At 50.1% G+C, this 13,381-nt stretch carries 7 protein-coding genes; all 7 read right to left on the bottom strand.

Annotated elements, in window-relative coordinates; all coding sequences use genetic code 11:
- Positions 1–99: 99 nt before the first annotated feature.
- The 7 genes from KK062_RS05390 to KK062_RS05360 are packed head-to-tail and all read right to left on the bottom strand — an operon-like array spanning position 100 to position 13,381.
- Positions 100–2,394 (bottom strand): GH92 family glycosyl hydrolase, encoded by a 2,295-nt coding sequence (locus KK062_RS05390; RefSeq protein ID WP_254083404.1) that lies wholly within the window; start codon positions 2,392–2,394, stop codon positions 100–102.
- A gap of 19 nt (positions 2,395–2,413) precedes the next feature.
- Positions 2,414–3,850, bottom strand: coding sequence for a DUF5005 domain-containing protein (locus tag KK062_RS05385; RefSeq protein ID WP_254083234.1), 1,437 nt, complete (start codon positions 3,848–3,850; stop codon positions 2,414–2,416).
- Between the two features lie 17 nt (positions 3,851–3,867).
- Positions 3,868–6,972 (bottom strand): SusC/RagA family TonB-linked outer membrane protein, encoded by a 3,105-nt coding sequence (locus KK062_RS05380; RefSeq protein ID WP_254083233.1) that lies wholly within the window; start codon positions 6,970–6,972, stop codon positions 3,868–3,870.
- Positions 6,973–7,004: 32 nt separating this feature from the next.
- Positions 7,005–8,717 (bottom strand): RagB/SusD family nutrient uptake outer membrane protein, encoded by a 1,713-nt coding sequence (locus KK062_RS05375; RefSeq protein WP_254083232.1) that lies wholly within the window; start codon positions 8,715–8,717, stop codon positions 7,005–7,007.
- Between the two features lie 13 nt (positions 8,718–8,730).
- Entirely contained in the window at positions 8,731–11,865 is a 3,135-nt protein-coding gene (locus KK062_RS05370) for a SusC/RagA family TonB-linked outer membrane protein (RefSeq protein ID WP_254083231.1), read from the bottom strand.
- A 35-nt stretch (positions 11,866–11,900) separates the two neighbouring features.
- On the bottom strand, positions 11,901–12,908 hold the full coding sequence (locus KK062_RS05365; RefSeq protein WP_254083230.1) for a DUF4961 domain-containing protein: 1,008 nt from the start codon (positions 12,906–12,908) through the stop codon (positions 11,901–11,903).
- A gap of 35 nt (positions 12,909–12,943) precedes the next feature.
- Positions 12,944–13,381 carry a DUF5004 domain-containing protein gene (locus tag KK062_RS05360; RefSeq protein WP_254083229.1) on the bottom strand — a complete coding sequence of 146 codons (438 nt, stop codon included), beginning with the start codon at positions 13,379–13,381 and terminating at the stop codon, positions 12,944–12,946.

Raw genomic sequence — 13,381 nt, 5'->3', positions numbered from 1 at the left:
AGCACTACCCGCAACGTATCCGAAGCATCAAAAATATCATTCTTTACATTACCGGCCGACTGCATATATACCGCTTATGTAAAAGGCACCATCAACATCTCACCTCTTCTCCGCTTTCGATATGGAAAAAGGTTTATCACCATCCTGCGTGCCACGCTCATGAGCCGGTTTGTCGCTCATCTCAAATTGCAACACGCCACCCTCCATGATCGTACCATAATTGATCCAGTTATGTGTATGCTCTTTCCCGTTCAGCAGTGCCGAACGAATGTAAACATGATCGGTGCTGTTGTTCCGGGCGTCGATCACAAACTTCTTTCCATTCTCCAGGGTAATAGTAGCCTTCTTGAATAATGGGCTACCAATAACATATTGATCAGTGCCGGGGCACACACTGTAAATGCCCAATGCGCTCAGCACATACCACGACGACATGCCGCCCTGATCTTCGTCCCCGGGAAATCCATTTTCTGTGGCATTGTACAGACGCGTCATGATCTCACGCACCTGCTTCTGCGCCTTCCATGGCTGCCCAACATAGTTATACAAATAAGGTGCGTGCTGAACCGGCTGATTGCCATGAGCATATTGTCCCATTTCCGCCAGCACCATCTCCTTCATCTCGTGGATCGTCTGACCATAGGTGCCTACCTTGAACCTGGAATGCATCGTAAACAATGAATCCAGCTTCGCGGCGAAGGCCTTCTCTCCCCCCATTAAATCGACAAGCCCCTGCACGTCGTGGAAGACAGACCAGGTATAGTGCCAGGCGTTTCCTTCCGTAAAAGGCCCACCCCACTCGATCGGATCAAAGTCAGGGAGCCATGTGCCATCGTTCTTTTTTCCACGCATGAAGCCAGTAGAAGAATCGAATACAAACTGATAGTTCATCATCTGTCTTTCAAAGACTTTCTGATAAAAGGTATTACCGGTAGTTTTTGCCAGTTGGTAAGCGCAGAAGTCATCGTATGCATACTCCAGCGTTTTGGCGGTAGACTCGTGATAGTCAGGGTACGGAACAAATCCAAGATCGAAATAAGGCTTGAATCCTTCTCTACCGTTGGCACCGCCCCAGGGGCCTTTATTCGTAACCTCATGAAGATAGGCGCCGAGCGCTTTGGCGGGATCGAACGTGCGAATGCCCTTCGACCAGGCGTCTGCCAGCAGCGAGATAGAGTGGTTGCCCACCATGCCACCGGTCTCACCCGGGTTAGACCACGATGGAAGCCACCCGCATTCCTGCTGCGCGTTCAAAAGGGCCTGCATGTACCGGCCTTGCTGGGCAGGATGCAAAATATTACTCAGCGGAAATTGCGAACGGAACGTATCCCAGAATCCATTGTCGGTATACATATAGCCGTCGTGCACCTTCCCATCATACGGACTGAAATAATACGGCTTACCATCCGCTTTCAATTCAAAGAACTGTCGCGAGAACAGGTTGGCCCGGAAAAGACATGAGTAAAAGGTCGCTTTGTCCTTCTCATTGTCTCCTTCCACCCGTACCCGGTTAAGAAGCGTGTTCCAGCGTTTGAACGCTGCATCCCTTGTCTGTTCGAATTTCTTGTGAGGCCCCAGCTCCTGCTGAAGTGTAAGCGCTGCCTGCTCCGGACTAATGTACGATGAAGCCACGCGCACCTGCACTACAGCACCGGGCTTAAACTGCAAGTATGCTCCTTCGCCCAGACCTTCGTCTGACGTGCTTGCGCTATTGATCTTGCCTTCTTTATTCTCCCATGTGCCATAGGCTTGAAAAGGTTGATCAAAGATCATCACAAAGTAGTTCCTGAAATTCTGCGGCACAAAACGACCATTGTCTACCCAGCCGATGATCTTCCGCTCCCCAGGAATTATCTTAACATGGCTGTTCTTCACATAGCCATCCAGGATCAGGAAAGCATTGTCCTTCGGAAAGCTAAACCGGAAGTGCGCGCCACGCTCGGTCGGCGACATCTCGGTGCGAATGCCGTTATCGAATTTTACACTGTAGTAATGAGGCTTGGCCGTTTCATTTGCGTGAGAAAAGGCCAGCGCACGTTCTTCTTCCCGAACCGCCAGCTTCCCTGTGCCGGGCATCAGGGAAAATACCGCGTAGTCGTTCATCCATGGACTACATTGATGAACCTGCTGAAATCCACGGATCGTTTTCGCCGTGTATTGATATTTCCACCCATCACCGTTCTTGCCGGTCTGAGCAGACCAGAAGTGCATTCCAAAAGGAAGACCTGTCGTCGGGTAAGTATTCCCATACGACAGGTCCCATGTTGAATTCGTTCCTTGCAGTGTATTGACATATTTCACCAGGTCAACCTCCTGCCCCGATACACGCACACACAGTCCAACAAAGATCAGGGCAAAAGCCGCACGGCGAAACAGGTCATATTTTATACGCATCACTCAGAAAAAATCATTTTTAATTACTCTCCCAGTTATATACTCTTACGAAATAAGGCCTGTAGTTGTCCGCACTACCCGGAGTATTGAAGTTATCGCCAAAATTAACCGGATTGATGTTGTAGGATATAACAAGCTCCCCTTCCTTCGACAAAGCATGATGAACTACCGCGTTGTAGGTGATAAACTTCGGATCAGCATCTTGTGTATACTTGTCAGGAATTGTATACAGCGTACGCTTGTTTGTGAACGGGCCGGTAGGACTTGCACTTTCATAAATGAGGATCTCAAGTCCAAAACAGGTTCCCTGCGTCACGAAATAGTACTTATCTCCTTTCTTGAACACATTCGCCTGTGTCGCTGTGCCATCGAGCACGGCAATGTATTTACTCGGATCAGCTGGCGCGGGCGATACCCAGCCATCGGTGGTATAATACTCCCAGGTGCCCCGCAAGTCCTGCCCCGGAACACGGGCCACATAGATCTTCGCGGCGCAGATGCCATAGTTCTGCTGCGTATACATGTAGGTATACCCGTCGTCAGCTTTGAAGATGCTGCCATCCCAGGCCAGCTCTCCCACATATTTATCCTGGATCAGCTCCTTGAAGTTCATCTCCGTATCGAAGATGGCTATATCGGTAGAGACGTGAACGCCGGCAAATTCTGCGGGTTGAATCTGCCCCATCAGCATCTGTACCTCGTTATTGATTACCTGAGAAGGACCTCCCCAGTACCATTTATCGTCGTCGTTGGCGTTGGCGCCAGGGTAACGTACCCAGGTGTCGGTGTTCTCGTTCGTTCCGGGATTGAGCTGAACGTAGCTGTACAGTGACTTATTTTCCTGAATGAATCCCGCGTTGCGCGCAAAGGTGTTGTTGGTACGCGAGCGGCTATTGTCAATCAAACCGAAGAAGCTATCCTGAAAAGACCATAACAGTGATCCATCGGGAAGCTCCGTAGTGACGCATCCGTCTCCACCGTTCCATCCGGAAAAGCGGGTGAGGAATTTATTATAGCTCAGATCATGATATACCGTAAATTCTGACTCCCAGCCTCCTGTATTCGGAATGAGCTCGAGCTGGATCGCCTCCGGATCAGCCGTGAGCTTCACCTCAACAGTCCATTCACTTTTCCTGCCGGACTCGGATGTGACAACATAACCAACTTTATTATTAGCTTTAAAGTTTACCGCAGTGCCCGATACCGGAACGACTGTAGCATTGGAAGATACCCCAAACGTAGGAACCACGTGCTCCAGGTCGGTGCCAAAGGGTAAGGTGATCGTAACCGTTCGCGTCGCTTTATCGATCGCGGCACTGCCGACCTGCCCTGGTACGTTGTAAGAAACGATGTTACTATAGGAGAACACGACCGTCTCGGTGTCGTCATTCTTGCATCCGAAAATGACGGCCGCAAGAACCACCAGGAAGAATATAGACTTCTGACTTCTTTTCATGTGGATTGTTGTTTTACTTAGAAACCTACCTGCACACCCAAGTTCACTACGCGCTGATTGAGGTATGCATCACCCGCGGTGTTCGTCGAAATCTCAGGATCCTGCTGATATTTTGAAAAGTTGGTCCATGTCAACAGGTTATAGGCTGTAAGATAGAACCGTATGTTGTTGACATTTTTGGGAACCAACCGGTCAGGCAACTGATAGCCCAGGTTTACGGTCTTCAGGCGTACAAAACGCGCATCGATTAACCAGAAATCAGACGGGAAAGCGTTACCGCTGTTCACCGTAGTGGGGTTGCTTGTCAACCGGGGAAACTCTGCGTTATCCGCATTGTCAGGCGTCCAACGCTTAAGATGTGCAGGCTGGAACTGGCTTTTGAAAGGTTCAATACCGGTACCTACCACGCTAAAGCTGTAGTTGAATGACCCCTGAAATAACACCGATAGGCTGAATCCTTTGTAGTTCGCTCCGAGGTTTAAGCCAAGCGTAGTATTAGGCAGATTCGGTTTGCCGATAGCACCCTGATCAAAATTATCGATCACACCATCATTGTTCAAATCCTTATACTTCAGATCACCTGCCTGAATGGGAGTACTCGTGAGCGGCATGGCGACATTGTTGGCAGCATCACCGTCGTTGTTTCTGGCAATATCCTCTTCAGAATAGAAGCCGGCGTACGTATAACCGAACGGCTGATTAATAGGACGGCCGGTTGCCGCCAGCCAGGGGTATGCCGGACGAGCCTCATCGTTGTACAATACCTTGTTTTTGGCAACGGAAAATACAAAGGACGATGTCACGGTCACCTGTCCTACTTTGGTATTATAGTTCACAGAGCCGTCAATACCCTGGTTGCTGGTCTTCGCAATGTTTGTCGGAGACGTGCCGATACCGATGATCGAAGGAATGCTGCTGTCCCTGCTCACCAGCTGGTTAAAGCGGTAGTCGTAGAAGTAGTCGATTGTAAGCGAAAGCTTGTCGCCGACAAGGTTGGCATCAAGTCCTACGTCAAACTTTCGCGCCCGCTCCCATTTGACATTGGGGTTACCGAGATCACCCTCACGAATGGTGGTAACGCCCTGCGGAATTTGACCAAACGCATAACCGCCGCCTTGGGCGTATACCTGTTTAAATAAATAGCGCCCTCCGTACGAAACGTCCGAGCCAACCTGACCATACGAGGCTCTCAGCTTGAACAAAGTAAAATAAGGAATGGCGTCTCTGAAAAAATCCTCCTCGGAAAGACTCCATCCCGCAGCAATAGCAGGGAAGAATCCATTTCGTTTGTCCTTTCCAAAACGGTCTGTACCGTTGTACGCGCCGTTGAAATCCACCAGATATTTATTCTTGTAATTGTAGCTGATCCGGCCCGTGTAGCCACGGTAATTGAACGGAACCTTCAGAAGGTCAGCGCCTGCAAATGGCTGCGCCAAAACAGTAGTACTCTGACGGTTGTATAAGGCCATGACCTTGAGGGTGTGCACACCGTTGAAAACTTTATCGTAGGTCACGAAAGCCTGCATGTTCGTATTCTTCGAGTATTGATTGGTATATCCATACACGGCATAGCCGGAGTAATCGTAGTTACCACGGGGGTCAATGGAGTACGAACCGTCTACGGAATTATAATGATACGTAGGTATACCATACCCCGGCGCATCGCCACGCGTCACCTGCCGGCTGTTTTCTTCTATGCCCGAATACGCAAACGTGCCCTTCACAGCAAGTCCCGGTGTAATGAAATCCAGGCGTTGGGTCGCATCCACAAGGATGTTCGAGTCCGTACGTCTCGTACGTGTATATCCGCCGTTGGCAAGGCGCGCATTAAGCGTAGGAAGGTTATCCTGTGTATCGAACGCATAGGCATAGGTGCCATTCGGATTAAGTACAGGCGCTGAAAAAGGCCTGATCTTTTGAAAATTATAGATTTCCGAAACCGCATTCTGATTGCGGGGCTCGTTGATGTTCGAAAAACGAGCCGTCATATCCAATCGTAAATCCAATGTTTTCGTTACGGCAAAATCCAGGTTGGTACGATAGTTGAACCTCCGGTAGAAATAATTATTGTTCACATCGCTTTGCGGCCCGGAGAAATCTTTTACCAGACCATCCTGTGAAAATGCGCCACCCGATATGAAGTACTTTAATCTGTCTATACCGCCTGACACGTCCACGTTGGCATTGTGCTGCCACGCATGTGTTTTGAAAATCTCTTCATACCAGTTCACATTCGGGTGTCCATAGGGATCGTTGCCCGCCCGGAAAGCATCGAGATCGGCCTGTGTGAACCGCGGCTGAAGGCCGTCATTCTCATAGGCCTCATTCATCAGCAACGCAGAATTATAGGAGTCTAGAAATTTAGGTTTGCGCACGGGTGTCTGAACACCCGTTTCCATACGCAAATTCACCTGCGGCCGGCCGGTTTTGCCTCTACGTGTCTTAACCACCAATACACCGTTGGCACCCTTGATACCGTAAACGGCTGTAGTAGACGCGTCCTTCAAAATGGAGATACTTTCAATTTCATTGACGTTAATCTGTTGCAACTGCTCGTACGAGTATTGCACATCGTCAACGATAATCAGCGGCTGGTTACCTTCGCCGTTCAATGAGCTCACCCCCCGAATAAAGAAGTCAGACGCATCCCGTCCAGGCTGCCCCGAACGCTGTACCGCAAAAAATCCGGGCATTCTTCCCACAAGCGAGTTCTGAACGTTGGAGTTCGGTACCGTGCGGATTTCTGCAGCCTGCACCGAGCTTACCGCACCGGTGTTGGTAATACGTTTCGTTTCACCATAGCCAATCACCATAACTTCCTCCAACGTGGTAAGGCTGCTCGTCAGCTTCACATCCAAGAATGTTTTTCCCTTCACAGGTATTTCCTCCGTGGCAAAACCGATAAACGATATCACCAAAACATCGCCGTCGTCTGCCTTGAGCGTAAATTTCCCATCGCTGTCCGTAACCGTGCCGAGCTGCGTGCCCTTGATCAAAATACCTACACCCGGAAGCGTTTCACCCTCCACGGAAGCAACTTTTCCCTCAATGGTATTATTTCTCTGCGCAAAGGAGAACGTCACCAAGAGAGAAAAAATAAAAATCAGTAAAATGTTTTTCATGTCTATAGATTTTTTCTTTGATGATTCCTTTACTACCACTGCGGGTTCTGAACCATATTACCGTTCTTGATCACTTCATCGAACGGTATAGGATAGAAATATCGTTTTTCATCGAAGGCCGCCTCTTGAACCGGCACGACGTTATAATTCAGAAGTGTTCCGGACTTCACGATAATCACTCCGTTGACAGGCGTAGAGAATACCTGTTCCGCGATCTTCCAGCGTCGGATATCCCACGAGCGATGCTCTTCAAATGCCAGCTCGATCCTGCGCTCATTTCTGATGATGACGCGCATTTGCTCTTGCGTGAGGCCGGCATCGAGACCATACGTACCGCCTCCCGACAAGATGCCGGCGCGCTCACGGATAGCCCGTATAACCTCATAAACGTCTGTAGTCGGGCCGGCGAATTCGTTCTGTGCTTCCGCATAATTCAACAAAATTTCCGCGTACCGAAACACAGGCCAATCATGCGGCGTATCGCCATAGTTCTGGGTCTTCTCGAATTTTCCCATGAACTTCCTGAGATAATAGCCTGTCTTAGTCTGCTGAATCTGTCCACCAGGCCGGTGACGGCCACCTTGAAATGTCTCTACAGTCGCATTGAGCCACAGCGAACCGTTATGGATCACGGTCGAGTCAAGTCGCGGATCACGGTCAGCATACGGGTTGCCCGGGTTATAGCCCGAACCGGCATCCGTAATAAACTTCCCATCGAGCGTAAGAAAAGCATCCACCAGATTTTGCGATGGACTCGTGCGGCCACGCCCCTGATTGGCTCCGGAAAAGCCCACAGGGCCGTTATTCTCCTCTATATTGGTATTTGCTCCCCCCGAACGGAAAAAGATAGTTTCCCGGTTGCCATCGGTAATGAAAAGTTTCGCAAAATCCGGCGCGAGAATAAAATACGTATTCTGATCCATAAAGTCTTTCGCCGCGTCTGCAGCAAGCTTCCAGCGATTGACATCATAGTTTGTATAGCCTGTCAGCGTGTTGTTCGGATCAATATTGCCTCCGTTGTAAAGCGGGCTGGCGGCATACAGCAGCACCCGTGCCTTCAGGGCAAGCGCGGCCTCCTTGGTGACTACGTGGCTGTTGGCATTCGGATCCGTAATCGGATATGTACGAAGGCTATCCTTGATTGCATCACACTCGCCTACGATGTAGTTCACACATTCCTCGAATGTGTTTCGTGGCAATTCTACATCTTCACCAAGCTCCAGAACACGATTTCCCATCAACGGCACGCCGCCGTAGCGCCTCAATAGCTCGAAGTAATGCATGGCCCGGATAAACCTCGCCTCGCTCTTCCATACTTTTGCCATGGGCACGCCATTCGGAAGTTTGTCTCGCAACGGTACTACTTCAATATTGGTGATGAACGTAGTAGCGCTTCGGATTCCCGCGTAGTAGTTTGACCAACGCATATCGCTTGGAACCTGCGACACCGCATTGTATTGCCCGGTACCCAGCTTGGTAATATCCACCACAACCGTTGCAGACGACACAGCATCGTCTGAAGCAGCATCGAGGTAATCGTCTCCTACGCGGTTATGCCCATTCTGTAATTGAGAGTATACCGTTGTGAGATATTGCCTGGCGTTTACACCAAGCGAATCGGTCTTGCTAAAAATAAAATCGATGGTGTACTGCTCGACAGGGAGCGCTTCAAAATCATCGTTACATGAAGAAGCCAGCGCCAGCGCACCGATAAAGAAAGAGAATTTGAATATTCTATGCTTCATAACTTCGCTAAGCTTAAAGTTTAATAGTAAGACCGCCGCTGATCACACGCATGATGGGGTAGCTCCTGAAACTGGTCACTTCAGGATCAACAGCATCGTATGAGGACGAGGTGAACAAATTCTGTCCATTCACAAAGAACTTCACCTGCGAAACACCATAACGGTTTGAAATCCTGTACGGCAGCGTATAGCCGATGCTCACATTCTTGAGCCGCATGTAATCGCCGGAGCGAACCCAGAACGACGACGACTGTGTGTTGTTAAAATTGTTGCTGGTGGAAAGCCTCGGATACGTGGCGGTCGCTGCAGTCTCCGGGGTCCACCGTCCCAGAATCTGCTCATACGCCTGACCATACGATTGACCTGTTACCTGGAAACCCGCATCCACCACGGCGTCTCGGATAGACTGATCACGATTATACGCACCTTGCAACAACACGCTTACGTCAAATCCCTTGAAGTTAAAGCCTGCCGTCACACCATAATACGAAAGCGGTTTGTTCCTACCGATAATGGTCTGGTCATACTGATTGATGACATCGTCACCGTTAAGGTCGCGGTACTTGATATCGCCAGGCTGAACGGTGATGTTCTCCAGCTTCGCACTGGAAGCTACGTCTTCCGGTGACGAGAAAAATCCGTCAGCAACATATCCATAAAGAGCACCCACCGATTCACCGGTTACGCGGTTATAGTCATACACACGCTTCTGCTCATCCAGGAACACCATCTCCGTTGCCATCCTCGACCAGTTGGCGGTAAGGAAGTAATTGAAGTCTCCAAGGTTGTTCTGGTAAGTTGCCGACAGCTCAAGCCCCTTGTAAAGATTTTCGCCGATATTCTCCGCCGGATACGCGAACCCGATCAGGGCAATGCTCTTTCCTCTGTTCTGTAGCAGGTCGTAGTATCGGTCGTAGTAATAGTCGGCAGTGAGCTGCAAATGATTATTTACGGCGGAAACGTCTACACCCACGTCAAGTTTATGTGCCTTCTCCCAGGTGATGTTGGGATTAGCCAGCGGTGAATTCTCCCACAAACCGGTTGCATTTGTGCGCCCGAACCCCTGCTGATAGGTACCATCGGTAAACGTGCGTGAATACGTCTGACGGAAGATGTAGTATCCGGAGTTGTCAATGCCATTGCCGGTCTTCCCGTAAACGCCGCGGAGCTTTAACTGATCCAGCCACGCAGCATCCTGAAGGAATGCCTCCTGGCTGAGATCCCACCCTAACCCAAAAGCGTAGAACGAGCCCCACTGCCTGCCGGGAGCATATACGTTGACGTGGCTACGGGTGAACGCACCTTCCACGAAATACTTACTGTCATAATCGTACTGAACGCGGGCAGCAAGATTGGAAGGCGTTTGCGGAAGGTCATAATTTATCGTGGCTACGCGGCGATCACCGAAGAGTTTACCGATTACGTGATGCTTGCCAAACAGCCGGTCATAGTCAAGGGAGAACTGGGCATACCACAATCGGGTGGTGGATACCGGAGCGAAATTATTGGATTGTGGAACTGAGCTGCCATACTGCGTATATTTTCCACCTTCACCAGATTCGCTCGCCACATACTGAAAAACAGTGTTCCGCTGGCTTCGCGTCAACGCCGTAATATTCTGTGTAGAAATATTGGTCACGGCGTGTGCCGAAAGCCCTTGTACAAAATCATTCAGGTTGTAGTGCAGCCCGATGTTGGCTAGCGCATCGCGGCTGTTGTCTTCGATATAGCCCGAGTTGATAAGTTGCGCCATCAGGTTGGTCTGATATGAAACGTTACCACCATACGATCCGTTAGGGTTGTAAATGGGGTACGCGTTATTCGGAGTTTCCAGGATCTGCTTCAGCAGTTCCCCCATACCCACCCCCGGCTGCGACCCGTCCTGTACCCTGGCGAACAGCGATACATCTACGAGAAAATCGTCGGTAACATCCACCGCCACATTCGAGCTAATGGTATAACGCTTCTGTTCGGCATTGGTCTGATAGGAATTCTGCGATGACGTATTGAACAGACCTTGCTGGTTCATATAGCTGCCGCTGATCGAGTACCGCGCCACCCGGCCGCCACCGCTTATATTGAGGCTGTACGATGACATGGGCGCATTGGATCGTAGCGTTTGATCATACCAGTCTACGTTCGGCCTGCGGATGGGGTCCGTGCCGTTCTTAAAAGCTTCGAAATCAGCGCCCGTGTAAACAGCCGCCTTGTTGTCGTTCTGAAGGGCTTCATTGAGCAAGTACGCATACTCAAACGCAGCGAGCGGCTTCGGCATATTGAGCGCGCTTTGAACACCTACCTGCCCGGTAAACGAAAGTTTGAATTCCTTCGTGTCAGGCCTTTTGGTGGTGATCGCCAGTACGCCACGCGAGCTGCGCATACCCAGCAATAAAGAAGAAAATGCATCTTTCAACACCGATACCGATTCAATGTTATCCGGATCAATGGAATAGAGATCACGTTGAACGCCGTCGATGACTACTACAGGTGCCTGACCTCGCAGGGTGATAGCGAACTCTGTGTTGTCGCTGGGCGCACCGAGAAAATACCGGGGAACATTCCCCCCAAGGTCGCCGACGTAATTATTACTTGTTGCCGGAACGCGGAATCCGCTAGCCTGAGACGTGTAAAGCCCGGGAAGGCGCCCTGCAAGGGCATACGCAATCGTAGGCGCGGGTGTGGTATTCAGTTGCTCCGTGTAGATCGTGCTAACCGAACCAATCAGGCTGCGCCGGTTCGCCTTGCCGTACAATACGTAGGCCTCTTCCGGGTTGTGTAGGTAGCGGCTGAAAAGCCTTACCGTAAAACGCTCCGATGTCTGTGAATCATCCTTCATCGTAACCGATGTTTCAGTGCCAACAACCAGCGTTTGCACATAAAAGTCTGGATGGTCGAATGCAACCACGTCACCGGTCCTGACCGAAGGGAGTAATGCAAAGTTCCCCTCACTGTCAGAGCTGGCGATGGAATCACCCTTCAGCCTGATGATAACACCTTCGATCGGATTGCCGTAGCTGTCGAGCAACGTACCGCTCCGCACCGGCTCCTGAACGACAGACTGTGCCAGGATCGACGTTGAAATAAAGAACATCAGCATCGATAAAGCCAGTGTACTTCTTCTGATCCGCGTTATATATAGACAAATCATAATTTTGTTTTAAGATTGAATAAACTATAGATCTGTTATTGGCACTTGAATGTGTAAACGAAGTCGACGTCAACGTCTTCGACTTTGTCTTTGACCTCAATGGAACCGTCTTCATTGGTAAAATAATATTCGATCTTCTCGATCTCCTCTCCTGCTGCCAGGCTATAATAGCTGGCAGGCCATAGAGTAATGGCATACGCATTACCAAACTGAAACTGCTTTTTTAGTTGCTGCGCCGCAGTATGATCGCGGACCTCGATCTGCCGGCCGCTACCGCGGACGTACGCCATTGACGACAGGAAGACTTGGTCAACGCCGGCATCGACCAGGTCGTTGGGGCCAACATCACCCTGGAAACCCACGGTAATAAAATCGTCTTTCGTGGCCGTCAGCGGCTGAACGGCATTGAAGTGCAGCTCACAGAAATCTATACCGTCTCCGGTACCGTTCGTAACGGCAAAGCAATCGCCTTTGAACAGCTCAGAGAAATCCTCATTCTCAGCCATACCATCGGCAGTCTCGTTCACAAAAAATGTAGGCTTGAAACTAAGATTCTCCGGACCGGTCTTAGCCTGGAAAGTAACGTAGACGTCAATGTCCTGCCCGTTGCTTACCGAATAGGTTTTATCCGTCCAAAACACAATCCACTCCATATCATCCAGCACGTTCTCGCCGATACCCACGCGCTGCTTGATCGCGGCAGGCCACGATAACCCACCACCCTGCGATGGATTCGTTCCCGTGGGAATAAGGCTCATCGTTTGAACACCTGTCTCTTCGCTATCCGTATAGCTTGCCGTAATGTTCTGCGCGCCGTTCCAGCTTCTCGGTGCGAGAAACCCGACTACCAGCCGGGCATCGTCTCTTGCCTCCGCAACGTCGAGGAAAACATGTACCTTGAATTCGGCAATCTGTCCGGCGTCAGCCGTCGGCTCGTACTCCACCTTTTTGATAGTTACGCAGGTGATGGCAAAAATAGCCAGCACGATCACCACAATATTGCCAACAAGCCACTGGCGACTGGTTATTGTATTGGCTCTCATTTTTTGGGTATTAAGCTTCATAGAACTCCAGTCTTTTATTCGTTGATCCTCTCCAGAATATATTTATACCGGTTCAGCTGACATCCGGGACTGAATGTCAACTGTATCTGCCGCTTTCCCTGCGTCACCGGATAGGTCAGATCGGCGGCCACCGTTTCAGCACTGCTACCTTCCTTGAAATTAATCTTGAAAGGATATTGCGGATCGTCAAGGGCCCAGGAGCCTCCTTGCTCTACAAGGAAAGGGAGGTAGTTATCGAAACTGTAGGTACCATCCTCGTTGAAGTTGATCCTGAACCGGGTGAAATCAAATGCATCCGTAATATCCAGGTCGTTCCTGGCCACACTCACCACCTTCCAGCTTCCATCGATGTTCTTCACCGATTCGGCCAGCGGTCCGTCATCATTATTCTCGCATGAAAGACAGGATACCAGCATCATGATGGCCAATGCCTGCATGTAAATAGTTTTCAT

Origin of the sequence: Dawidia cretensis (genome assembly GCF_018598175.1) — a bacterium.
In the GTDB taxonomy this organism is placed as follows: Bacteria; Bacteroidota; Bacteroidia; order Cytophagales; family Cyclobacteriaceae; genus Ohtaekwangia; species Ohtaekwangia cretensis.
Note: the sequence above shows the minus strand (reverse complement) of the source record. Positions and strands in the feature narration are given on the sequence as shown.